Origin of the sequence: Blastomonas sp. UPD001 (assembly GCF_003426715.1) — a bacterium.
Taxonomy (GTDB): Bacteria; Pseudomonadota; Alphaproteobacteria; order Sphingomonadales; family Sphingomonadaceae; genus Blastomonas.
Genome location: NZ_QKVT01000001.1, coordinates 2,936,259 through 2,957,308 on the forward strand (window position 1 = coordinate 2,936,259; position 21,050 = coordinate 2,957,308).

The window sequence follows — 21,050 nt, forward strand, 5'->3', positions numbered from 1 at the left end:
CGTTCACTTGAGGTCCCTCCGATAGCGTGCCTCGTCGCCGCCATGCGTCACGGCCAGCTCGATCCGCCAGCGACCCTGGGGCAGCATCCTGGTCGAGATCATCCCGCCCTGGCCGTCGCCGACCATCACCAGCGCCTGCGACGGCAGACGGCCGAGCGGGTGGTGGATCATCGCCTTGGCGCTTTCGATCGGCAGCTTCGCGTCCTGATGCGCCAGCGTCACGCGAACATGGCGGGTGCGGTCGAGCCAGACCGAGGGCTGCCAGCCGAGCCGGTCCTGCGCCTCGGCCTTGGCGAGCAGCTCGTTATAATGCTGGCTGGCGACATAACTGTTGTCGACCACCGTGCCGCCGAAGCTCGACAGCGCGAACCGGGCCATGGCGAAGTTGACCGTCATCACGATCACGAAAAAGCCGACCAGGATCCCGGTCATGTGCCAGCCAGTGAACGGGCGAGGGGCGGTGCGCGTGGTCATTACTGGGCCTCCGGACGGTCGAACTGGATGGTGTCGCTATCGCCGCGCGGGTCGCCGTCCCGGCCTTGAGTCGCGATCGTGAAGTCCTGCCGCGCCGGGCCTTGCGCAGGCGCAGCGACGAACAGGCGGACGCGGGTGACGCTGTCGGGCGAGATGGTCATCTCGACCCGCTGGCTGGCCTTTTCGCGCGATCCGGTCTCGGTCCAGAGCTGCGCGCCGGGCAGGCCGCTGACGGTGATCGCCACCTTGCGCGGCCGCGCTTCCATGTTGCGCAGCTTGAGCGTGTAGTTGTTGCGGATCATGCCGTCGGACAGCTGGACATAGAGCGGGCTGCGCTCGTGCTGCACGGCCAGGTCGAGCCGGGTGCGCTGGCCAAGCGTGAACAGCATCGCAAGGCCGATCGCGCACCAGATGCCGAAATAGATCATCAGCCGCGGGCGCAGCAGCGTCTTCAACACCGGCTGAGCGGTGCCGCCCGCGCGCTCCACCGCGACATCGTCGAGCGCGCAATAGTCGATCAGCCCGCGCGGGCGACCGACCTGCGCCATCACCTTGTCGCAGGCATCGATGCACAAGGCGCAGGTGATGCAGCCGATCTGCGGCCCTGTGCGGATGTCGATGCCGGTCGGGCAGACCGCGACGCACTGGTTGCAGTCGACGCAGTCGCCGACGCTGCCGGGATGCGCGAGTGCGGTCTTGAGGCTGCCGCGTGGTTCGCCGCGCCAGTCCTTGTAGGTCACCAGCAGCGACTTTTCATCCATCATCGCGGTCTGGATGCGCGGCCAGGGGCACATGTAGATGCACACCTGTTCGCGCATGAAGCCGCCGAGCACGAAGGTCGTCGCGGTGAGCACGCCGACGGTGGCATAGGCGACCGAGGCGGCCTCGCCGGTCCAGAATTCGCGGGTGAGCGTGGGCGCATCGGCGAAATACATGATCCACGCACCGCCGGTCCAGAAGGCGATGGCGAGATACAGGCCGTATTTGAGCGCGCGCTTACCGATTTTTTCGGCGGTCCAGGGGCCGTTGGCGAGGCGGATCTGCGCGTTGCGGTCGCCGTCGATCAGCCGGTCGACATGCTGGAACAGGTCGGTCCACACCGTCTGCGGGCAGGCATAGCCGCACCAGGCCCGGCCCACCGCGCTGGTCACCAGGAACAGCCCGATGCCGGCCATGATCAGCAGGCCCGCGACATAATAGAATTCGTGCGGCCAGATCTCGATCTGGAACATGTAGAAGCGCCGGTTGGCCAGATCGACCAGCACCGCCTGGTCGGGGGCATAGGGGCCGCGATCCCAGCGGATCCACGGCGTGCCGTAATAGATGGCCAGGGTCACGGCCATGATCACCCATTTCAGGCGACGGAACGTGCCGTCCACCTTTTTGGGATAGACGCCCTTGCGTGCGACGTAGAGCGGGCCTTCGGCACCCGCAAGGGCGTCGGGGTTAGCCATTATCGGCCTCCCCTTTGGGCTGAGCGGTGAGGACAGGAGCGGGAGCGTCCTCTCCGCCGCCCAAAGAATGGACATAAGCGCTGAGCATCTTGATGGTCACCGCGTCGAGCTTGTCGTTCCAGCGCGGCATCACGCCATTGCGCGGCGCATAGATGGTCCTGGCGATCGCCTCGCGACTGCCACCATAGAGCCAGACGGCGTCGGTCAGCTTGGGGCCGCCCAGTTCGCGGATGCCCTGACCCGCGGGACCATGACAGGCGACGCAATTGGCCTCGAACAAGGCCGCGCCGCGCGCCGAGGAGGCGCTGGGCTTTTCCTGGCGGCTGATGACGCGGACATGGCTGACCAGATCGTTGATCGCGGCGGCATCGAGAATGCCGTCCTTGCCGAAGGCGGGCATCATGTTGAGCCGCGTTTCGTCATGATCGGGGTTGCGGATGCCATGGGTCAGCGTCGTCTCGATCGCGGCGAGGTCGCCGCCCCAGAGCCAGTCGTCATCGGTGAGGCTGGGATAGGCGCCGACCACGCCCGCGCCGCCCGCGCCATGGCATTGCACGCAATGCACCTTGAACGCGGCGCTGCCGCCCTGGATCGCGGCTTCCATCAGCTCGTGCTTGCGCGGCAGGTCGGTGATCGGCGTGGCGGCGATCGCCTTGGCGAACGGCGCGCGCCGGGCGTCCTGCGCCGCCAGCTCGGCCTCGAGATCGCCCCGGCTCGACCATTCGAGCACGCCGCGCGTGGCGCTGTTGACCATCGGCCAGGCCGGGAACAGCACGACATAGACCGCCGCCCAGGCGATGGTCGCGTAGAAGGTCCACAGCCACCAGCGCGGCAGCGGGGTGTTCAGCTCCTCGATCCCGTCCCATTCATGGCCGACGGTGGCGGTGCCGGTGGGTTCGTCGATGCGGCTCTTGTCAGACATTGTCGTCTTCCCTGAAGATCATGTTGGCGGCGTCGTGATGGTGCTGGCGCGCGCCCTTGCGGAAGGGCCAGGCGATCAGGCCGACGAACAGCACGGTCATGGCGAGCAGGCCCCAGCTGTCGGCGAAGTGGCGCAGATCGTCATAGGTCATGGATTGGCTCCCTTCGGAGCGGCAGCGGCGACCTTGGCGGCGACGGGCGCATCGCCCTGATCCTGCGGCGCGGCCTTTTCGACATCGACCAGCGTGCCCAGCATCTGCAGATAGGCGATCAGCGCATCCATTTCGGTGATCCGCGAAGGATCGCCGTCGAAATCGCGCACCTGCGCCTTGGGATAGCGCGCCTGCAGTTCGGCGGCGCCCTCGGCATTGGGGTCGGCCTGCGCCTTCAGGTCGGCATTGGCGGCGGCGATCGCGGCCTTGCTGTACGGCACGCCGACGCGCGACAAGGCGGTCAGATCGTCGCTCATGTCGCCCGCGTCGAGATCGCGCTCGGCCAGGAAGGCATAAGGCGGCATGATCGATTCAGGCACCACGCTGCGCGGATCGGCGAGATGCGCGCGGTGCCATTCGTCCGAATAGCGCTTGCCGACGCGCGCCAGGTCGGGCCCGGTGCGCTTCGACCCCCATTGGAACGGGTGATCGTACATGCTCTCGGCCGCCAGGCTGTAATGGCCATAGCGCTCGACCTCGTCGCGGAACGGGCGGATCATCTGGCTGTGGCAGGTATAGCAGCCCTCGCGCATGTAGATGTTGCGCCCTGAGAGCTCGAGCGGGGTATAGGGGCGCATCCCCTCGACCTTCTCGATCGTGTTGTCGATCCAGAAGAGCGGGGCGATCTCCACGATCCCGCCGACGACGACGGCGGCAAGCGCGCTCAGACCCAGCAGGGTGATGTTGCGTTCCAGCTTCTTGTGGCTGAAGCGCGGTTCGGCAATGGGTTCGGCCATGATCTTGGCTCCTTATTCGGCGGGCACAGCGACCAGCGGACGGTCGGCGGCGGGATTGTGCGGCGTTTCGGTCATCGGCTTCTCGTCGCGGACCTTGCCGGCCAGCGTCGCCCAGACGTTGACGATCATGATGATGAAGCCGCTGAGGTAGAGCAGGCCGCCAAAGGCGCGCATCAGGTACATCGGGTGCATCGCGGCGACGGTTTCGACGAAGCTGTAGACCAGATATCCGTCGGCGCCGTATTCGCGCCACATCAGGCCCTGCATGATGCCCGCGACCCACATCGACGCGGCGTAGAAGACGATGCCGGCGCTCGCGAGCCAGAAGTGCCAGTTGACCATCCGCAGCGAATAGAGCCGCTGGCGACCCCAGAGCCGCGGAACCAGATAGTACATGCAGGCAAAGGTGATCATGCCGTTCCAGCCGAGCGCGCCGCTATGCACGTGGCCGATGGTCCAGTCGGTATAATGCGACAGGCTGTTGACCGACTTGATCGACATCATCGGGCCTTCGAAGGTGCTCATGCCGTAGAAGGCGAGCGCCATGACCATCATGCGGATGATGGGATCGGTGCGGATCTTGTCCCATGCGCCGTTGAGCGTCATCAGGCCGTTGATCATGCCGCCCCAGCTCGGCATCCACAGCATGATCGAGAAGACCATGCCCAGGGTCTGCGCCCAGTCGGGCAGCGCGGTATAGTGGAGGTGGTGCGGACCCGCCCAGATATAGAGGAAGATCAGCGACCAGAAGTGGATGATCGACAGCCGATAGCTGTAGACCGGGCGCTCGGCCTGCTTGGGCACGAAGTAATACATCATCGCCAGGAAGCCGGCGGTCAGGAAGAAGCCGACGGCGTTATGGCCGTACCACCACTGGGTCAGCGCATCCTGCACGCCCGCGAACGCGGCATAGCTCTTCGAACCGAAGATGGTGGCGGGCAGCGACAGGTTGTTCACCACGTGCAGCATCGCGATGGTGATGATGAAGCTTAGATAGAACCAGTTGGCGACATAGATATGCGGTTCGCGCCGCTTGACGATCGTGCCGACGAACACCGCCAGATAGGCGAGCCAGACGATGGTCAGCCACAGATCGACATACCATTCGGGCTCGGCATATTCCTTCGCCTCGGTCACGCCCATGAGGTAGCCCGTGGCGGCGAGCACGATGAACAGCTGATAGCCCCAGAAGACGAAGCGGGCGAGGCTGGGGAAGGCCAGGCGCGCGCGGCAGGTGCGCTGCACGACGTAGAAGCTGGTCGCGATCAGCGCATTGCCCCCGAACGCGAAGATCACCGCCGAGGTGTGCAGCGGCCGCAGGCGCCCGAAGGTCGTGAACTCGAGGTTGAAGTTGAGCACCGGGAAGGCGAGCTGCAGTGCGATGAACAGTCCGGCGGCGAGCCCCGCCGTGCCCCAGAACAGGGTCGCGATGACGCCCCAGCGCACCGGATCGTCATCATACTGCCCCTGGTCGGCGGGAGACTTCAGGATCCCCCGCGCGATCGCGCCATAATCGGCGCGGCTCATGGTGAACCAGAGTGCCAGCAGAGCGGCGATCATCATGATCGTCATGTGCACCGCATAGGGCGTGTCGACGGCCATTACCGCCATTGCCAGTGCCAGCAGGGCGAGGCCCAGCCAGCCCCCGGCCTTCAAAACCAAACCATCCATAACGCTTGTCCCCGTGCACGCGGCTTCACACCAGAATCCGCGCTTCCTCCGCAGGGGTTTGCCCCGAGTGGCGGGCCAAGACATTGATCCGGGTCAAAGAAATTTTTGCGCCGCATCAATGCGACGAACCGAGTGCGGGTGCAGGGAAGCGGTCACTCAAGGAGGAGTGATCAACATGAACACCAAGATTATCCCGCTGGCTCTCACGGCAGCTGCGCTGGCTCTTCCCGGCCAGGCGATGGCACAGGCGGGCGAAGTGCATTTCAAGGTTCTGGGCACGCTGGTCGCGCCCGATGGCAAGATCAAGGACGTCAAGGTCGACCGCATCGGCCTGCCCGCCGGAACCCAGACCAAGGCGAACGACAATTTCGTGCCGACGGTCGCGATCGAATATTTCCTCGCCGATTCGCTGTCGGTCGAAACCATTGCCGGGGTGACCGAGCATGATGTCGACGGGCGCGGCGCGCTCGCCGGGGCCGGGCTGGTCTCGAACGCCAAGATCGTTCCCGCCACGGTCACGCTGAAATATCATTTCGGCAAGCCGGGGGGCATCCGTCCCTATATCGGCGCGGGCCCCAGCTATTTCATCTTCATCAACGAAAAGCCGGGCGCGACGACACGGGCGCTCGGCGCCACCAGCCAGAAGATCAACGATACCGTCGGCGCAGCGCTGCAGGCCGGCATCGACATCCCGGTCAACGACAAGGGGCTGTTCGTCTCGGCGGACGTGAAGCGCTATTTCCTGCGGCCGCTCGCAAGCTGGCGCGCCAATGGCGTCGAGGTGCTGCGCACCCGGCACGAGCTCGATCCCTGGGTGATCAGCGCCGGAATCGGCTTCCGCTTCTGACGCGGGGGGGCGGGTGGATCAGCCCGCCATCTCTTCCATCGCGGCGCGGTTTCGGATCACGATCTCGCGTCGCGATGGCAGGGCGAGCAGCCCGTCGCTCTTCATCCGGGTGAGCTGGCGGCTGGTGGTCTCGATGGTCAGGCCCAGAATGTCGGCAATCTGCTGACGCCCGAAGGGAAGCTCGAATCCATTGAGCGATCCATCGGCGTTGCAGCCCTGGCCCGACAGGCGATCGGACATTTCGAGCAGGAACGAGGCGACCTTTTCGGTCGCCGACTTGCGGCCGAGCAGCATCATCCAGTGGCGCGCGCGGTCGAGTTCGTCGAGCGTGCGGCGGAGCAGCTTCTGCTGCAGGTCGGGATGCTCGCTGGCGAAATCGTCGAAGGCGTTGCGGTTGAAGATGCACACCTCGGCATCGGTCATCGCGGTGACGCTATACGGGCTTTCCTTGCCGAACGGGCGGCCGATGAAGTCGGACGGAAACACGATCCCGACAATCTGCTCGCGCCCGTCCGAGGCGGCGACGACCAGCTTGAGCACGCCTTCGAGAACATTGGCGACCACGGGCGCGTCATCGCCTTCCCAGAGCAGCGTGTGCCCGGCCTTGACCTTCTGGCGGCGCCCCATCTTGCCCAGGAGCGACAGCTCGTCGGGTGTCAGGCTTGAACAGATCGCGCGATTGCGCACGATGCAGGAAGAACAGTCGTTCATGGCTCGTCCCTAACCAGAAAGCTGTGTCTTGGACATAGCATTCTTATTGGCGGGGGGGTAGCCCCGCAAAGGTCACCGCGCTTTCGGCACCATTTTCGGCAATTGCTGCCACGCCGGCCGCCGGCGAAATGATCGTCGACGATTATGCCGGGCAGCGTCAGCTTGGTGTCGGTGGTTTCCTGCGACTGTTCCCAGTCGCGCGCATCGGCCCTGCGCCAATAGACCTTGTAGCGCGCAGCCCCCGGCACCTCGGGCCAGCTGACCTGGGTGTCGCTGCTCAGCGCCCCGCCCAGCACCGCGCTGGCAGGCGCTGGCGGAGCGCTGGCGAGTTCGCGAATGACCGCGATGTTGAGCGCGGTGACGCGGGCGAGATAGGGGAAATCCATCTCGTCGACGGTGTCGCCGAACTTGCGGCCATTTTCCTCGCGAATGTCCTGGTGCTGGTGGTCGTAATTCTCGACCCCTACGGTGAAGCGGATCGCGGGATAGCCCAGTTCGAGCGCAGGCAGATGGTCGCCGCCGCGCGAGAAGCGGTCCGGCCGACGCACGCCGAACACCTCGAGCCCCAGATCGCTGCGCGCCTTGCCGACGCGCTGCGCGGCGCGCATGATGGCGCGCGAGGGGCCGTCATCCTCGGCCCCGCTGCCGCGCCGCGCCATCGCCTCGGTCAGCGATTCCGATGCCCGGATACCCTCGCTGAACACGCGCACCCGGTCGGTCACGCGCCGACCGTCCTGGCCCTCGGTGTTGCCGACGATATCGTTGTTGAGCAATGCGCGCACCTGCCAGCCCCGTGCGCGTGCCGTTTCGGCGATCAGCCGGCCGCCCCACAGCCCCTGTTCCTCGCCCGAGAGCACCGCATAGATGATCGTCGGCGCGAACTTTTCCTTGCTCAGGGTTCTTGCGGCCTCGAGCACCAGCGCGACGCCCGAGCCGTCGTCGTTGGCGCCCGGCGCGTCGCTGGTGAAATCGGCGACATCGGAGACGCGACTGTCGATATGCGCGGAGATGATGATCACGTCATCGGGATTGCCCGTGCCCGCCTGCACCCCCAGCACGTTGACGACATTCACGCCATTGGGCGCGCGCGGACCGGTAAAGCGCCGGTCGATCTGCTCGACCGTGATGCAGCCGCCGCACGCCTTGCCGATCTTCGCGAATTCCGCCGCGGCCCAGCGCCGGGCCGCGCCGATGCCGCGTGTGGGATGGTCGGGCGAGGACAGGGTGTGGCGCGTGCCGAAGCTCACCAGCTTCTCGACATCCGCGCGCAGCCGCGCGGCATCGGCCTCGGGCGCGGCAAGCGCGGGGGTGACGGAAAGGGAAAGCGCGGCGACCAGGGTTGCGATTTTGAGCATGCGCTGAAGCTGGCGCAATTCCCCTGCCAGTGCAAGGCTTTGGGTGCGCGTCAGCCGCCGGTCTTGAGATACCAGCGCTCGCGGCCTTCGAGGCACAAAGCGGTCAGCGTGCCGCTCATATAGGCCCCGGTATCGATGCCGATGCGGTTGGAGCATTCCTCGACATCGTCGGTGATGGTGTGGCCGTGCACGATCAGCTTGTCGTGCGGGGTGTCATCCATGATGAAATCCTCGCGGATCCAGCGCAGATCCTTCGGGCGCTGCTCCTCAATCGACTTGCCGGGGCGGATGCCGGCATGGACAAAGGCATAGTCGCCCATCACGATCCGGTCCTTGAATCCGCGCACGAAATCGAGGTGCCGCCTGGGCAGCAGCGTGGTGAGCCGCTCGGTCAGCTCTTCCATGCTCAGCTCGTTATATTCCTGCGGGCTGATGTCATAGCTCAGGATCGTCTCGCGCCCGCCGATCTTGCAGAAGAAGCGCACCAGCTTCTCGTCGCCATCGGCGGCGGAAAGATAGACCTCCTCGTGATTGCCCATCAGGAAATGGACGTTGTCGCCCAGTGTTTCGGACAGTTCGATCGCGCGATCGATCACCCCCGCGCTGTCCGGGCCGCGATCCATCAGGTCGCCGAGGAACACGATATGCGTATCGGCTGGCCCGCGCATGCGGTCATCCATCACGATCTTGTCGAGCAGCTGGTCGAGCAGGTCGCGCCGACCATGAATATCACCGATCGCATAGACGCGCTGGCCATCGGGCAGGGTGGCGGTATCGATGGGCGCTGCCGGTTTGGGCTTTCTGCGCAGCAAGGCCTTCAGCATGATGCTTCCGCTTCTTCTCTTGTCGTGATCGTGCGTTGCCCCGTGCGGCTGCTATATGCGCCAATTCGCACAAAGTGCAATGGGCGTGTGTTCGCAAGCGCAGCAATTCCCTTGGTGTGTCGCAACCGCGCAACATCGCTCCGCTGGCGGGACTGCGGGGGCAGCAGGGTCACTCCGCCGCGAAGCTCAGCCCTGCCTTTGCGACCAGCCGCTTGACCAGATGCTCGCCCAGCACCGCGCCGGGGGTGGTGATGCCGCCGGGACCCTCGGGCACGTCCTCGATCAGGCTGAGCGCGCTTTCGGCGATCATCTTGGATGTCGAGCCATAGCCGGGGTCCTTGTCGCCCTTGACGCCATAGAGCTGCACCTGGCCATCGGGCATCTCGGCGACGAACAAGATGTCGTAAAAGCCGTTCTCGCGCTCTTCCTTGCTGGGGCCTTCGCCGGGCTTGGGGCCGCCTTCGCCGCCCATCATGTCGGTGCTGGCAATATGCTTGGCGATCGCCTCGCCCTTCTCGCCGGGGCCGGTCAGCATCATCTCGTCATAGACGAAATCCTGGCCATAGGGGTGGCCGAGCAGCGCGTTGGTGCGGTGGACGTTCTTGGTGTTGATCGGCGCCATGATGAACGGCGCGGCCCAGCTGCCGAGCTTCTCGTCATGCTCGGGCTTGTTGCCCTTGGGCTGGGCCGGGCCTTCGAACCCGCCCGCCAGGCTGAACGGGTTGGTGAGATAGCCGAGCAGTTCGGGATTGCGCCCGACCGCGGCCATGGTCGCCTTGAGCGAGGCGGCGGTGCCGCCCGAGAAGGTGCCCTGCATCGCCCGCACGCGGCCCTTGATGCGCGGCGCGGGCTTGCCGAAGCGGGCGACGCATTCCTTCTGCAGCATCAGCACGCCCAGATCGAACGGGATCGAATCGAAGCCGGTCGAGAACACGATGCGTGCGCCGCTTTCCTTCGCGGCCGTGTCGTACTTGTCGATCATCTGGCGCATCCAGGCCGGTTCGCCGCACAGGTCAACATAATCGGTGCCATGGGCCGCGCAGGCGGCGACCAGCGGCTCGCCATAGAGCTGGTACGGGCCGACCGTGGTCAGCACGACCTTGGTCCGCTTCGCCATGGCGTCGATGGTCTCGGGCTCGTCGGCATTGGCAACGACGATCGGGGTGTCGGCGGGCAGGCCCATCTCGGCGAGCACAGCGGCCATCTTGTCGGCAGAGCGCGCCGCGACCGCCCATTTGGGCGCATCGCCGCCCTGGCCGTAGCTGTTCTGCAGATATTCGGCGACCAGACGCCCGGTAAAGCCGCTGGCACCATAGACGATGACATCGAACTCGCGCGAATCCCGTGCGGACATGAGGCTCTCTCCTGATGTGATGTTATAATTGCGGGGTATCGGTCAAAGCCGGGGCAATGTCACGCCGCGCTGGCCCATGTATTTGCCCGCACGGTCGGCATAGCTCGTCTCGCACGGCTCGTTGCCCTTGAGGAACAGGAACTGGCACGCGCCCTCATTGGCGTAGATCTTGGCGGGCAGCGGCGTGGTGTTGCTGAATTCGAGCGTGACATGGCCTTCCCAGCCCGGCTCGAGCGGGGTGACATTCACGATGATGCCGCAGCGCGCATAGGTCGATTTGCCGAGGCAGATCACCAGCACGTCGCGCGGCACGCGGAAATATTCGACCGTGCGTGCCAGCGCGAACGAGTTGGGCGGGATGATGCAGACATCGGTCTTGCGATCGACAAAGCTGTCGGGATCGAACGCCTTGGGATCGACCACCGAGGAATTGACGTTGGTGAAGATCTTGAACTCGTCGGCCACCCGCGCGTCATAGCCATAGGAGGACAGGCCGTAGGAAATGCAGCCATCGCGCCGCTGCGCTTCCACGAACGGCTCGATCATGCCGTTTTCCTGCGCCTGGGAGCGGATCCATTTGTCGGAAAGGATGGACATTCGGCTATTCTCCTGGCCCGCTCAGCCTGAGCCTGTCGAAGGCCCCGCGCCCACGCTGGCTGAGCGGTGGTGGTGTGGTTCTATTCCAGATTGGCCGGGCCGAACGCCGCTGGCAAGAGCACCGAAAGCCGGTGCTCGATCGCGCCGGAGGCATGGCCCGAATAGACGATCGGATCGGTGCCGCCCAGTTGCGCCAGCTCGTTCATCACCTGGCGGCAGCGACCGCAGGGGGTGACGGGATGCGGACCGGGGGCGAGCTGGCCATCGGGCGCCAGCGGTCCGCCCATGATCGCGACCTCGACCAGCCCTGCGCGGCGGCCTTGCAGATTGGCGGCGATGGCCGCGCTGGTCTCGGCGCAGATGGCGAGGCCATAGCTCGCATTCTCGAAATTGCTGCCGGTCACGATCGTGCCATCGGCAAAGCGGAAGGCGGCGCCGACATGAAAGCCCGAATAGGGAGCATAGGCGGTCAGCGCCGCCTCGCGGGCCGCCTCCAGCAATTCGGCTCTGCTCGCATCGTCACTCATGGCCGCACCACATTCCAGCGCACGCCGTCGGGCGCGCCATTGATCCGGTAGAAGCTGCTCGACTGCCACATGACCCAGCGCTTGGCGGCATAATCGGGCGGCACGAAATCGCCGATCAGCCAGACCGTGCGCGCCAGCCCTTCGCTCACCTGATAGGCATCCTCGAAATCGCGGCCGATCCGCAGCAGCGCGGGCTTGCCGCTGTGATTCTCGATCTGGTTGAGGAAGGTGTTGAGCTCGCCGAGCAGCATCGCGCGGTCGGGCCGCGTCTTGCACTTTTCGTCCAGCTCCAGGCTGACCACCGGCGGCAGCATGTCGGGGTCGCGCGGCACGGTGGTGATGAACTGCTGCGCCTGGGCGGCTTCGTTCGCGCACAGGCTGAACTCGTGCACCGCGCCATAGCGCATGCCCGCTGCCCGCGCGCCCTTGATGTTCGCGGCAAAGCGCGGATCGCGCAGGGCCCCGCCTGCACTGGCGCGCACATAGGCAAAGTCCGCACCCATGGTCGCCAGTGTCGGCCAGGCCAGGTCGCCATCGGCTGAGCTGACATAGAGGCCCTGCACCGGATAATCCTTGCGCGAGGGCGCCCAGCCGGTGATTCCGCCCCAGATCAGCCCGCCGAGCACCGCCAGCAGCAGCGCGAGCAGGACAAGGCCGATGGTCCAGCGTTTCAGGGTCGATGGGCGCATGTCGCTCTGCTCAGCCCTTGATATGCAGCACGCAGATCAGCGTGAACAGGCGGCGCGCGGTGGGAAAATCGATCTCGATCTTATCCTGCAACCGCTCGACCAGCAGCTCGGCCGCATCGTTGTGGACCCCGCGCCGCGCCATGTCGATCGTCTCGATCTCCTGTGCCGTCGCCTTGCGGATCGCCTGGTAATAGCTGTCGCAGATCGCGAAATATTCGCGGATCGGGCGGCGGAAGCGGCCCAGCGCCAGCACCAGCGTTTCCAGATGGCTGCCATCCTCGCGCGAGATGGTGATCGCCAGCCGGCCTTCGAACACCGCCAGATGCAGCCGGAAGGGGCCGGCATAGCCGTCGGGATAGGCCTTTAACGGCTTGAAATAATTGTCCTCGATCAGGTCGAAAATGGCGATGCGCCGTTCCTGCTCGATATCCGCATTGCGCCACAGAATCGTCTGCTCGTCGAGCTCGACATGGATGATGCGCGGGTTGGACATGATCGTTCCGTCTTTCCCTATGCCGTGCATCGGGGCAAGCGGAAAAACCCGGGCGGCCTGCTGTCCCCGGCCTTGTCCACACGATTATTGGCACAGGCGGCTTGCGCGCCACAGCGGCTGCGGCGATTATGGTCGGATGCCCGAAGATATCCTGCTCCAAGCCGCACCGCCGCCGGCGCTGCCGCCCCAGATTGCCGCGCCGAGTGCGCGCGAGACCGCCGAAGCGCGGCTGCCGCGCAATATCGAGGCCGAGGCCGCATTCCTCGGCGCGCTGCTGATCGACAACCGCATTGCGGAAGAGGTCGGCGCGCGGCTCAAGGCGGAGCATTTCTTCGAGAGCGTCCACCAGCGGCTCTACACGCAGATCATGAAGCTGATCGACAAGAACGTGACTGTCACCCCGGTGACGCTCAAGCCGTTCTTCGAGAATGATCCGGGCCTCGGCGAACTGGGCGGCATGCGCTATCTCGCGCGGCTGACCGGCGATGCCGGCGGGCTGATCGGCGCGCGCGACTTTGCCGAGCAGATCTACAATCTCGCGCTGCTGCGCGAGCTGATCCAGGTCGGGCGCTCGCTGGTCGAAAAGGCGATGGATACCAGCGAGGCGGTCGATCCGCTGGGCCAGATCGAGCTTGCCGAAGCCGCGCTCTACAATGTCGCGCAGGGCGAGGGCGATACCAGCGGCGCGGTGCAGTTCAACGTCGCGACGCGCACCGCACTGTCGATGGTCGAGAAGGCGCTGAACAGCGGCGGCCATGTCTCGGGCGTCACCACGGGCCTGACCGATCTCAACGCCAAGATCGGCGGTCTGCACCCGTCGGACCTGCTCATCCTCGCTGGACGCCCCGGCATGGGCAAGACCTCGCTCGCGACCAATATCGCGTTCAACGCCGCCGCGCGCTGGCGGCTCGACAAGGCGGCGGGGGTGGCGGACGACAAGAATGTCGGCGCGAAGACTGCGTTCTTCAGCCTCGAAATGTCGGCGGACCAGCTCGCCACGCGTATCCTGGCCGAACAATCGCGGATCAGCTCGGAAAAGCTGCGCATGGGGCAGATCGCGCGCAACGAGTTCCAGCGGCTGGTCGCCGCCTCGCAGGAGCTCGAGGATCTGCCGCTGTTCATCGACGATACGCCGGGCCTGACCATCGCCGCGCTGCGCGCCCGCGCGCGCCGGTTGAAGCGCAAGCACGATATCGGCTTCATCGTGGTCGACTATCTCCAGCTGCTCCAGGGCACGGGGCGCAACGAGGGCCGCGTCAACGAGATTTCGGAGATCAGCCGCGGCCTCAAGACGCTCGCCAAGGAGCTGCAGGTGCCGGTGATGGCGCTGTCGCAGCTCAGCCGTGCGGTCGAGAGCCGCGAGGACAAGCGGCCGCAGCTCTCCGACCTTCGTGAATCCGGCTCGATCGAGCAGGACGCGGATATCGTGCTCTTCATCTATCGCGACGAATATTACAATCAGGCGCTCCAGCCGACCGTGCCCGACGACAACAGCACCCCCGAAGAGGTCGAGAAATACCGCATCTGGGAGGAGCGCCATCTGAAGGTTCAGGGCAAGGCGACCGTCGTCGTCGCCAAGCAGCGCCATGGTTCGACCGGCAATGTCCAGCTGCGCTTCGAAAGCGAATATACCAAGTTCAGCGATCTCGCCCGCGAGGACTATATGGAAGGCGGGTTTGACGAATAGGCGGGGGCTGCATGACGCGTATCGGCAAGCTGCAGGAGAAATTGCTGCGCGGCAGCGCGCTCAGCTTCGCCGAATTCGAGAGGCTGCTCATGGCTTATGGTTTCGTGCTGGATCGCGTCAGAGGCAGTCACCATATCTACAAGCACCAGCGCATTGGGGACCGGATCAATGCCCAGCCCGATGGCAAATCGGCCAAGCCCTATCAGGTGCGGCAATTTCTGGTTATTATCGAGGCCCACGGGCTCCAGTTGGATGACAAGGCATGACGCCGCATTACCATATCAACCTGTTCTGGTCGGCTGAGGACGAAAGCTGGATCGCGGATGTTCCCGATCTGAAACATTGCAGCGCGCATGGCGCGACGCCCGAAAAGGCGGCGGCAGAAATTGCCATGGCCATCGAAGCCTTTGTCGAAAGCCTGGAGGCCGATGGGCTTCCCGTTCCCGAGCCGCGCTATCGCCCTGCCTATCAGAGCGTCAGAGCCGCCTAACCCCGCACCACCGTCATCAGGTAATTGAGCGCCAGAGTGTCGCTGAGGTGCAGGCCCTTGAGCGGGTCCCAGGCGATTCCGCGCGTGTCGATCACGGTGAGGCCCGCATCGTTCAGCAGGTTGGTGAGCTCGTCCGGGGTCAGGAATTTGTGCCAGTCGTGCGTGCCGCGCGGTACCTGGCCCAGCCGCTCCGCCGCCTCGACCAGCATCAGCCGCGAGATCGGCGTGCGGTTGGGGGTGGAGAGTAACATCAGTCCGCCCGGCGCGAGCGCGCGTTCGAGCGCGGCGACGAACGCGGCGGGATCGGTGACATGCTCGATCACCTCCATCGAGGTGACCAGATCGAACGTCTCGCCCGCCAGCGTCTCGACATCGACATTGCGATAGTCGATCGCGAGACCCATGGCTTGCGCATGCGCCCCTGCCGCCGCGACATTTTCCGCCGCCGCATCGAGCCCGGTGACGCGCGCGCCGAGCCGCGCCAGCGGTTCTGCCAGCAGCCCAGCGCCGCAGCCGACATCGATCGCGCTACGCCCCGCCAGCGGCTTGCGCGCCGCGCCTGCCTCGGGCCAATGCCGGTCGATCGCCGCGCGGATATAGGTCAGGCGCACGGGGTTGAGCTTGTGCAGCATCGCCGATTCGCCGCGGGGATCCCACCATTCGGCTGCGAGCCTGCCGAAATGCGCGGCCTCTTTGGGGTCGATCGTGCCGCTACGCGTTTCGACGGTTCCGGTGCTTGCGTTCATGATGGGGCCTCTCTATGGCAGCGCCCGGTTATAGGGGCGAACTTCGCATAAGGGAAAGCACGAACGGGCAATGGCACGGATCGTCATGAAATTCGGCGGCACATCGATGGCCGGGACTGAGCGCATCCGCAGGGTCGCGCGCATCGTCAAGCGCCAGCAGGATGCCGGGCACGAGGTCGCGGTGGTCGTCTCCGCGATGGCGGGCGAGACCGACCGGCTCGTCAATTTCTGCCGCGAGGCGAACCCGCTCTACGATCCGGCGGAATATGACGTGGTCGTCGCCAGCGGCGAGCAGGTGACCAGCGGGCTGCTCGCCATCGCGCTGCAGGCGCTGGGCGCCAATGCGCGCAGCTGGCTGGGCTGGCAGCTGCCGATCCGCACGGTCGAGGCGCACGCCAAGGCGCGCATCGAGGAGATCGATGCCGAGGCGCTGATCGCCGAGATGCAGAAGGGCGTGATCGCCGTCATCCCCGGTTTCCAGGGCATGAGCGAGGATGGCCGCGTCACCACCTTGGGCCGCGGCGGATCGGACACCTCGGCGGTGGCAGTGGCAGCCGCGGTCAAGGCCGACCGCTGCGACATCTATACCGATGTCGACGGCGTCTACACCACCGACCCGCGCATCGTCGCCAAGGCGCGCAAGCTCACCAACGTGACGTACGAGGAAATGCTCGAACTGGCGAGCGTCGGGGCCAAGGTGCTGCAGACCCGATCGGTCGGTCTGGCGATGAAGGAAGGCGTGCGCGTGCAGGTGCTCTCCTCGTTCATCGACGACGATGCCCCCGCGGCGGACACGATCCCCGGAACGATGATCGTCAGCGACGAAGAACTGGAAGGAATGGACATGGAACGCCAGCTGATTACCGGCATCGCGCACGACAAGAACGAGGCGAAGATCACGCTGACCCGCGTGCCCGACAAGCCGGGCGCGGTGGCGAACATCTTCGGCCCGCTCGCCGAAGCCGCGATCAATGTCGACATGATCATCCAGAATGTCGGCCGCGACAAGGGCGAGACCGACGTGACCTTCACCGTTCCCGCCGCCGACCTCGCGCGCTCGCTCGACCTGCTCGAAGCCGCGAAGGAGACCATCGGCTTCAACCGCATCATCCCCGATACCAATGTCGCCAAGATTTCGGTGGTCGGCGTGGGCATGAAGAGCCATGCAGGCGTCGCCTCGACCATGTTCAAGGCGCTCGCCGATCGCGGCGTTAACATCCAGGCGATCTCGACCAGCGAGATCAAGGTCAGCGTGCTGATCGAGGAGGACTATACCGAACTCGCGGTGCGTGTGCTGCACACGGCGTACGGGCTGGACGCGGTAGAGGCGTGAGCATGAACCACCCGCTCACCTCTGCTGCTATGGCGCGCGGCACCGCCTTTCTGGGCAGCAAGACCGCGATCCTTTGCGGAGCGATGAGCTGGGTGTCGGAGCGCAATCTCGTCTCCGCCATCTCGAATGCGGGCGGCTTCGGCGTGATCGCCTGCGGGGCAATGACGCCCGAACTGCTCGATGCCGAGATCGCCGCGACCAGGGCGCTCGCGACCAGGCCGTTCGGCGTCAACCTCATCACCATGCACCCGCAGCTGATGGAGCTCATCGCGGTCTGCGCGAAGCATCACGTGGGCCATGTCGTGCTGGCGGGCGGGTTGCCGCCCAAGGGCAGCATTGAGGCGATCAAGGAGATGGGGGCCAAGGTCGTGTGCTTCGCGCCCGCGCTGACGCTGGCGAAGAAGTTCATCCGATCGGGCGTCGATGCGCTGGTGATCGAGGGGATGGAGGCAGGCGGCCATATCGGCCCGGTGGCGACCAGCGTGCTCGCGCAGGAAATCCTGCCTGAAGTCGCGCACGAGGTTCCGGTCTTCGTTGCGGGCGGCATCGGCCGCGGCAGCGCGATCGCGGCCTATCTCGAAATGGGCGCGGCGGGCGTGCAGCTCGGCACGCGTTTCGTCTGCGCGCATGAATCGATCGCCCACCCGGCGTTCAAGAAGGCGTTCCTGCGCGGCAACGCCCGCGATGCGGTGGCCAGCGTCCAGGTCGACCCGCGCCTGCCAGTAATCCCGGTGCGCGCGCTCAAGAACAAGGGCACCGAGGAATTCACCGCCAAGCAGCGCGAGGTCGCCGCGCTGCTCGACGCCGGCGGCATCGATATGGCCGAGGCACAGTTGCAGATCGAGCATTTCTGGGCAGGCGCGCTGCGCCGCGCGGTGATCGACGGCGATGTCGAGAACGGATCGCTGATGGCCGGTCAGTCGGTCGGCATGGTCACGCGCGAGGAAAGCGCCGCCGAGATCATCGCCACCTTGATGGACGAGACCGAAGCGGCGCTCGCGCGTTCGTCTGCCGTGGCGGCTTAAGGATTAGGGTTGGGCAGCGGCGCCTGGCCCTCGGGTGCCTCGACCGGATCGGAGACCGATTCCTGCGGATCGGGCGCGGGATTGTCGGGGGCATTGGCCGATCCGGTGAACACGATGATCGCAAAGGCAATGACGATCAGCGCCAGCGAGATCATCAGCACATAGCGGACGATATGGCGCTTCTGCCCTGCGCTTGCCTCTTCGCTAGACATCTCGACTTCTTCGCCGTGTCGGATCATGGTTCGCCTCCGTAAATATCTGGAAGGATTACGGAGGCTGGCTGCGATGGTTCCCTTCAGCCGGCAGGCAGCGCGCTGGTCCGCAGGAACCACAAGGCGATACCCGCCAGCCCGATCGCGAGCACCCGGCGCGTCCCGCGCAACCGCGCCGGCTGACTCAGCAGCGGGTGCAGCGTCGCGGCGAGCAGCACGATGGCGAGGTGCACCGCTGTCGCCACGGTGACGCTGATGCCCGTGAGCACCAGGCCATCGTGCAGGCTCGCGTTCTTCTCGGGCAGGAAGCGCGGCAGGATCGCGACATAGAACAGCGCCGCCTTGGGATTGAGGACGTTGGTCAACAGCCCGCGCAGGAAGAAGCGGTGCTGGCCGGACGGTCCCCCGGCAATGCCGGCGGGCGACGTTTCGGTCTCGTCGCGCCAGGTCTCCCAGGCGAGATAGAACAGATAGACGGTGCCCGCCCAGCGCAACGCATTCCACAGCACAGGGCTCGCCGCCACCAGCGCAGCAAAACCCGTCGCAGCGGCGACGCCGATCAGCGCCAGCCCCAGCGCCACCCCCGCGACCGCCGCCAGCCCGGCGCGCCGTCCATGGCCCAGCGTCAGCGCCGCGAGATAGGCCATGTTGGGCCCCGGCGTCAGTTCGATCAGCAGCACCGTGGCAAGATAGCTTGTCAACATCACCCGCCAGCCTAGTGTATCGGGGCAGAAGCGCAATCATCGCGGAAAGAGGGTCGGACATGCTGAAACGCGAGGAAAATCATGTCTTTGCCGCACCTGTCGAGGCGGTGGTCGCGCGCTGGACCGACGCGGACTTCCTGACCGCGATGATGCAGGCGCAGGGATCGCGCGAGATCGCGGTCACGGTGGAGAATCGCTCGTCCGATGAAATCCATGTCGCGATCACCCGCCAGGTGCCGGTCGATGCCCCCGCGATGATCCGCGCAGTCATCGGCTCATGGCTCGATCTCACCCAGCGCGATGTCTGGACGCGCGCCGCCGATGGCCGCTGGAGCGCGGTGCGCGATGCCAAGCCCAGGGGGCTGTCGGCAGAAGGCCGATGCCTGCTGGTGCTGGCGCCCGGCGATCAGGGCGGCGCGCTGTGCACCGCCACCGTCAGCGTGCAATCGCGCGCGCCGATGGTCGCCGCGATGGTGGAGAGCCTGATGCTGGAGGACAGCACAAGGCTGCTACGGCAGGAATTCGAAGCGGTCGCTGCCGCAGCATGACCGCGATCAGTTACGGCATTGCTTGTTGCGCAGGCTGGTAATGTCATAGACCCTGGCGTTGCGCGTGTTGACCGAGATGCACTGTTTCGACACCTGGCGCCAATAGGTGGTGAACCGGCCGTCGCCATTGGTGGTATAGGTCTCGATCAGCGTGAAGCCGCGCCGGGGCAGCTCGCTCTCCGAATAGCTGCGCGCCTGGCCGATCAGATCCTGAACGTAGACGTCCTCGCGATATCCACCGCCGCCGCCTTGGCCGGGACGATAGCTGCCATCATATTCGCGCTGCTGCACGCCGACCTGATAGCCCTGGCTGTAATGGTCCGATCGGTCGTAATTGTGGTACGGATAGTTGTAGAGACCATCGCGATACCCGCGATCATAGGCGGCTTCCTGCTGCGCGTTGCCGCCATGTTCGCCGCTGTCGTGATGGTGCGACTTGTGCGCGAGCGCGAGCGCGCCGATCAGCGCCGCCGCGCCGACAGCGACCGCGACAGCAGTGCCATTGTCCCCCGATTTCTGCTTGCAGTCGCTGGGCGAGGCCTTGTCGATCCGTTCGTAACGCCCGTCATGGGTGACGACGGTGATGCATCGCTTGCGCGCCCCATTCCACCAGTTGGCATAGGCGCGCTCGTCGCCCTTGGTCACGTCGACAAAGGTATAGCCGCGCTGTTCGAGCTGGGTTTCGCCCCCGGCGCCGCGTGCGCCGACCAGATCGGCAACGTCCTCTGGCGGGGCTGCCCGCGCGGGCATGGGTGCGAGCACCATAGCGGCCAGAGCCAGAACTGCCGCGCTGCGTGATCCTCTCGATGTCATCTGTTTACCCCCTGCAAAGGGCAGGCATGAGTCGATGACTGCCCGGAGATCGAGGATAACATGTTCCGCAGCGCCGAGATATCGGGCAACAATGTCAACGGACATGGCAAACGGCCATGCAAGGAGCGGGGGGGATGAACATGACAAAAACCGGCGGGTGCCTGTGCGGTGCGGTACGCTACGTGATCGAGGGCGAGCCGCTGATGGCGGCGGTGTGCCATTGCCGCAATTGCCAGAAACAGGCAGGGACCGCGATGTCGGTGCTGATCGGCGTCCGCGACGAGCAGATCAGCATCACCGGCGAACTGAAAACCTATGAGGACCGCGGCCAAAGCGGCAATCCGGTGTGGCGGCGCTTCTGCGGCCATTGCGGATCGCCGATCCTGTCCGATCTGCCTAGCCAGCAGGGGCTGCATTTCGTCAAGGCGGGGACGCTCGACGATGTCAGCGGGCTCGAGCCGAAGCTGCATTTCTGGACGGTGAGCGCCCAGCCCTGGGTACGCTTTGCCGACGATGCGGTGAAGTTCGAGAGGACACCCGGCTAGCGCTTGTCCTCTGGCGTGCTGCCATGCCTCTCCCTTGATGGGAGAGGCAGCGAGACTTGGCGACGAAGGAGCCTAGTCGCA

25 protein-coding genes and 1 pseudogene are annotated in these 21,050 nt (G+C 65.4%); 8 read left to right on the forward strand and 18 right to left on the reverse strand.

Translation table 11 applies throughout. From position 1 onward, the window contains the following. Positions 1-3: 3 nt before the first annotated feature. Genes DM995_RS14880 through ccoN form a run of 6 tightly spaced genes read right to left on the reverse strand, consistent with a single transcriptional unit; the run spans position 4 to position 5,469 of the window. Complete coding sequence (locus DM995_RS14880) at positions 4-474, reverse strand: FixH family protein (RefSeq protein ID WP_116969915.1); 471 nt, start codon at positions 472-474, stop codon at positions 4-6. Beyond that, positions 474-1,928, reverse strand: a complete 1,455-nt coding sequence (ccoG, locus tag DM995_RS14885) for a cytochrome c oxidase accessory protein CcoG (protein WP_116969916.1) — start codon at positions 1,926-1,928, stop codon at positions 474-476. The genes DM995_RS14880 and ccoG overlap by 1 nt, the downstream gene beginning before the upstream one ends. Beyond that, positions 1,921-2,850, reverse strand: a complete 930-nt coding sequence (gene ccoP / locus DM995_RS14890; RefSeq protein WP_116969917.1) for a cytochrome-c oxidase, cbb3-type subunit III — start codon at positions 2,848-2,850, stop codon at positions 1,921-1,923. Before ccoP ends, ccoG begins: the two co-directional genes overlap by 8 nt. Beyond that, positions 2,843-3,001: a cbb3-type cytochrome c oxidase subunit 3 gene (locus tag DM995_RS14895; RefSeq protein ID WP_116969918.1), complete on the reverse strand. Its 159-nt coding sequence runs from the start codon at positions 2,999-3,001 to the stop codon at positions 2,843-2,845. Before DM995_RS14895 ends, ccoP begins: the two co-directional genes overlap by 8 nt. Then, positions 2,998-3,798, reverse strand: coding sequence for a cytochrome-c oxidase, cbb3-type subunit II (gene ccoO / locus DM995_RS14900; RefSeq protein WP_023838411.1), 801 nt, complete (start codon positions 3,796-3,798; stop codon positions 2,998-3,000). The genes DM995_RS14895 and ccoO overlap by 4 nt, the downstream gene beginning before the upstream one ends. Positions 3,799-3,810: 12 nt before the next feature. After that, positions 3,811-5,469: a cytochrome-c oxidase, cbb3-type subunit I gene (gene ccoN / locus DM995_RS14905; protein WP_023838410.1), complete on the reverse strand. Its 1,659-nt coding sequence runs from the start codon at positions 5,467-5,469 to the stop codon at positions 3,811-3,813. A 175-nt stretch (positions 5,470-5,644) separates the two neighbouring features. Here ccoN and DM995_RS14910 point away from each other — a divergent pair, with 175 nt between their 5' ends. Next, positions 5,645-6,316, forward strand: a complete 672-nt coding sequence (locus DM995_RS14910; protein ID WP_023838409.1) for an OmpW/AlkL family protein — start codon at positions 5,645-5,647, stop codon at positions 6,314-6,316. An 18-nt stretch (positions 6,317-6,334) separates the two neighbouring features. Here DM995_RS14910 and DM995_RS14915 read toward each other — a convergent pair whose 3' ends face one another. From DM995_RS14915 to DM995_RS14950, 8 genes and pseudogenes are all read right to left on the reverse strand, one after another. After that, a complete protein-coding gene (locus tag DM995_RS14915; protein ID WP_023838408.1) occupies positions 6,335-7,027 on the reverse strand; it encodes a Crp/Fnr family transcriptional regulator in 693 nt (230 codons plus the stop codon). Positions 7,028-7,070: 43 nt separating this feature from the next. Continuing rightward, a pseudogene (locus DM995_RS14920) lies at positions 7,071-8,382 on the reverse strand (M20/M25/M40 family metallo-hydrolase). 50 nt (positions 8,383-8,432) lie between these two features. Then, the gene (locus tag DM995_RS14925; protein ID WP_116969920.1) at positions 8,433-9,206 is read right to left on the reverse strand and encodes a metallophosphoesterase family protein; all 774 of its coding nucleotides are present in this window, start codon (positions 9,204-9,206) and stop codon (positions 8,433-8,435) included. Positions 9,207-9,375: 169 nt separating this feature from the next. After that, a complete protein-coding gene (locus tag DM995_RS14930) occupies positions 9,376-10,560 on the reverse strand; it encodes a saccharopine dehydrogenase family protein (protein WP_116969921.1) in 1,185 nt (394 codons plus the stop codon). Between the two features lie 42 nt (positions 10,561-10,602). Beyond that, positions 10,603-11,157: a dCTP deaminase gene (gene dcd, locus DM995_RS14935; RefSeq protein ID WP_116969922.1), complete on the reverse strand. Its 555-nt coding sequence runs from the start codon at positions 11,155-11,157 to the stop codon at positions 10,603-10,605. 80 nt (positions 11,158-11,237) lie between these two features. Then, the gene (locus DM995_RS14940) at positions 11,238-11,684 is read right to left on the reverse strand and encodes a cytidine deaminase (protein WP_116969923.1); all 447 of its coding nucleotides are present in this window, start codon (positions 11,682-11,684) and stop codon (positions 11,238-11,240) included. Then, positions 11,681-12,373, reverse strand: coding sequence for a glycoside hydrolase family 25 protein (locus tag DM995_RS14945; protein WP_023838402.1), 693 nt, complete (start codon positions 12,371-12,373; stop codon positions 11,681-11,683). Before DM995_RS14945 ends, DM995_RS14940 begins: the two co-directional genes overlap by 4 nt. 10 nt (positions 12,374-12,383) lie before the next feature. After that, entirely contained in the window at positions 12,384-12,866 is a 483-nt protein-coding gene (locus tag DM995_RS14950; RefSeq protein ID WP_023838401.1) for a UPF0262 family protein, read from the reverse strand. Positions 12,867-13,002: 136 nt separating this feature from the next. Here DM995_RS14950 and DM995_RS14955 point away from each other — a divergent pair, with 136 nt between their 5' ends. The 3 genes from DM995_RS14955 to DM995_RS14965 are packed head-to-tail and all read left to right on the forward strand — an operon-like array spanning position 13,003 to position 15,043. After that, positions 13,003-14,553: a replicative DNA helicase gene (locus DM995_RS14955; RefSeq protein WP_116969924.1), complete on the forward strand. Its 1,551-nt coding sequence runs from the start codon at positions 13,003-13,005 to the stop codon at positions 14,551-14,553. An 11-nt stretch (positions 14,554-14,564) separates the two neighbouring features. Then, complete coding sequence (locus DM995_RS14960) at positions 14,565-14,819, forward strand: type II toxin-antitoxin system HicA family toxin (protein WP_116969925.1); 255 nt, start codon at positions 14,565-14,567, stop codon at positions 14,817-14,819. Further along, positions 14,816-15,043, forward strand: coding sequence for a type II toxin-antitoxin system HicB family antitoxin (locus DM995_RS14965; RefSeq protein ID WP_116969926.1), 228 nt, complete (start codon positions 14,816-14,818; stop codon positions 15,041-15,043). The genes DM995_RS14960 and DM995_RS14965 overlap by 4 nt, the downstream gene beginning before the upstream one ends. On the opposite strand, the gene ubiG is transcribed toward DM995_RS14965, so the two are convergent. Continuing rightward, positions 15,040-15,789 (reverse strand): bifunctional 2-polyprenyl-6-hydroxyphenol methylase/3-demethylubiquinol 3-O-methyltransferase UbiG, encoded by a 750-nt coding sequence (ubiG, locus tag DM995_RS14970; RefSeq protein ID WP_116969927.1) that lies wholly within the window; start codon positions 15,787-15,789, stop codon positions 15,040-15,042. The two genes, DM995_RS14965 and ubiG, sit on opposite strands and share 4 nt — an antisense overlap. A 70-nt stretch (positions 15,790-15,859) precedes the next feature. Here ubiG and DM995_RS14975 point away from each other — a divergent pair, with 70 nt between their 5' ends. Next, positions 15,860-17,122 (forward strand): aspartate kinase, encoded by a 1,263-nt coding sequence (locus DM995_RS14975; RefSeq protein WP_023838396.1) that lies wholly within the window; start codon positions 15,860-15,862, stop codon positions 17,120-17,122. A 2-nt stretch (positions 17,123-17,124) separates the two neighbouring features. Further along, entirely contained in the window at positions 17,125-18,147 is a 1,023-nt protein-coding gene (locus DM995_RS14980) for an NAD(P)H-dependent flavin oxidoreductase (RefSeq protein WP_031318226.1), read from the forward strand. Here DM995_RS14980 and DM995_RS14985 read toward each other — a convergent pair. Then, entirely contained in the window at positions 18,144-18,386 is a 243-nt protein-coding gene (locus DM995_RS14985) for a hypothetical protein (protein ID WP_023838394.1), read from the reverse strand. The genes DM995_RS14980 and DM995_RS14985 overlap by 4 nt on opposite strands. 56 nt (positions 18,387-18,442) lie before the next feature. Continuing rightward, positions 18,443-19,063 carry a LysE family translocator gene (locus DM995_RS14990; RefSeq protein ID WP_116969928.1) on the reverse strand — a complete coding sequence of 207 codons (621 nt, stop codon included), beginning with the start codon at positions 19,061-19,063 and terminating at the stop codon, positions 18,443-18,445. A gap of 59 nt (positions 19,064-19,122) precedes the next feature. On the opposite strand from DM995_RS14990, the gene DM995_RS14995 reads away from it, so the two are divergent. Next, entirely contained in the window at positions 19,123-19,611 is a 489-nt protein-coding gene (locus tag DM995_RS14995) for a DUF2505 domain-containing protein (protein WP_023838392.1), read from the forward strand. A gap of 6 nt (positions 19,612-19,617) precedes the next feature. On the opposite strand, the gene DM995_RS15000 is transcribed toward DM995_RS14995, so the two are convergent. Further along, positions 19,618-20,361, reverse strand: coding sequence for a hypothetical protein (locus DM995_RS15000; RefSeq protein ID WP_198669381.1), 744 nt, complete (start codon positions 20,359-20,361; stop codon positions 19,618-19,620). A gap of 197 nt (positions 20,362-20,558) precedes the next feature. On the opposite strand from DM995_RS15000, the gene DM995_RS15005 reads away from it, so the two are divergent. Next, positions 20,559-20,969 carry a GFA family protein gene (locus tag DM995_RS15005; RefSeq protein WP_232824419.1) on the forward strand — a complete coding sequence of 137 codons (411 nt, stop codon included), beginning with the start codon at positions 20,559-20,561 and terminating at the stop codon, positions 20,967-20,969. Positions 20,970-21,050 lie beyond the last annotated feature (81 nt).

Bases quoted from the DNA above. Each gene is read 5' to 3' on its own strand.
- DM995_RS14880 (WP_116969915.1), bottom strand. From the start codon at position 474: ATGACCACGCGCACCGCCCCTCGCCCGTTCACTGGCTGGCACATGACC.
- ccoG (WP_116969916.1), bottom strand. From the start codon at position 1,928: ATGGCTAACCCCGACGCCCTTGCGGGTGCCGAAGGCCCGCTCTACGTC.
- ccoP (WP_116969917.1), bottom strand. From the start codon at position 2,850: ATGTCTGACAAGAGCCGCATCGACGAACCCACCGGCACCGCCACCGTC.
- DM995_RS14895 (WP_116969918.1), bottom strand. From the start codon at position 3,001: ATGACCTATGACGATCTGCGCCACTTCGCCGACAGCTGGGGCCTGCTC.
- ccoO (WP_023838411.1), bottom strand. From the start codon at position 3,798: ATGGCCGAACCCATTGCCGAACCGCGCTTCAGCCACAAGAAGCTGGAA.
- ccoN (WP_023838410.1), bottom strand. From the start codon at position 5,469: ATGGATGGTTTGGTTTTGAAGGCCGGGGGCTGGCTGGGCCTCGCCCTG.
- DM995_RS14910 (WP_023838409.1), top strand. From the start codon at position 5,645: ATGAACACCAAGATTATCCCGCTGGCTCTCACGGCAGCTGCGCTGGCT.
- DM995_RS14915 (WP_023838408.1), bottom strand. From the start codon at position 7,027: ATGAACGACTGTTCTTCCTGCATCGTGCGCAATCGCGCGATCTGTTCA.
- DM995_RS14925 (WP_116969920.1), bottom strand. From the start codon at position 9,206: ATGCTGAAGGCCTTGCTGCGCAGAAAGCCCAAACCGGCAGCGCCCATC.
- DM995_RS14930 (WP_116969921.1), bottom strand. From the start codon at position 10,560: ATGTCCGCACGGGATTCGCGCGAGTTCGATGTCATCGTCTATGGTGCC.
- dcd (WP_116969922.1), bottom strand. From the start codon at position 11,157: ATGTCCATCCTTTCCGACAAATGGATCCGCTCCCAGGCGCAGGAAAAC.
- DM995_RS14940 (WP_116969923.1), bottom strand. From the start codon at position 11,684: ATGAGTGACGATGCGAGCAGAGCCGAATTGCTGGAGGCGGCCCGCGAG.
- DM995_RS14945 (WP_023838402.1), bottom strand. From the start codon at position 12,373: ATGCGCCCATCGACCCTGAAACGCTGGACCATCGGCCTTGTCCTGCTC.
- DM995_RS14950 (WP_023838401.1), bottom strand. From the start codon at position 12,866: ATGTCCAACCCGCGCATCATCCATGTCGAGCTCGACGAGCAGACGATT.
- DM995_RS14955 (WP_116969924.1), top strand. From the start codon at position 13,003: ATGCCCGAAGATATCCTGCTCCAAGCCGCACCGCCGCCGGCGCTGCCG.
- DM995_RS14960 (WP_116969925.1), top strand. From the start codon at position 14,565: ATGACGCGTATCGGCAAGCTGCAGGAGAAATTGCTGCGCGGCAGCGCG.
- DM995_RS14965 (WP_116969926.1), top strand. From the start codon at position 14,816: ATGACGCCGCATTACCATATCAACCTGTTCTGGTCGGCTGAGGACGAA.
- ubiG (WP_116969927.1), bottom strand. From the start codon at position 15,789: ATGAACGCAAGCACCGGAACCGTCGAAACGCGTAGCGGCACGATCGAC.
- DM995_RS14975 (WP_023838396.1), top strand. From the start codon at position 15,860: ATGGCACGGATCGTCATGAAATTCGGCGGCACATCGATGGCCGGGACT.
- DM995_RS14980 (WP_031318226.1), top strand. From the start codon at position 17,125: ATGAACCACCCGCTCACCTCTGCTGCTATGGCGCGCGGCACCGCCTTT.
- DM995_RS14985 (WP_023838394.1), bottom strand. From the start codon at position 18,386: ATGATCCGACACGGCGAAGAAGTCGAGATGTCTAGCGAAGAGGCAAGC.
- DM995_RS14990 (WP_116969928.1), bottom strand. From the start codon at position 19,063: ATGTTGACAAGCTATCTTGCCACGGTGCTGCTGATCGAACTGACGCCG.
- DM995_RS14995 (WP_023838392.1), top strand. From the start codon at position 19,123: ATGCTGAAACGCGAGGAAAATCATGTCTTTGCCGCACCTGTCGAGGCG.
- DM995_RS15000 (WP_198669381.1), bottom strand. From the start codon at position 20,361: ATGCCCGCGCGGGCAGCCCCGCCAGAGGACGTTGCCGATCTGGTCGGC.
- DM995_RS15005 (WP_232824419.1), top strand. From the start codon at position 20,559: ATGAACATGACAAAAACCGGCGGGTGCCTGTGCGGTGCGGTACGCTAC.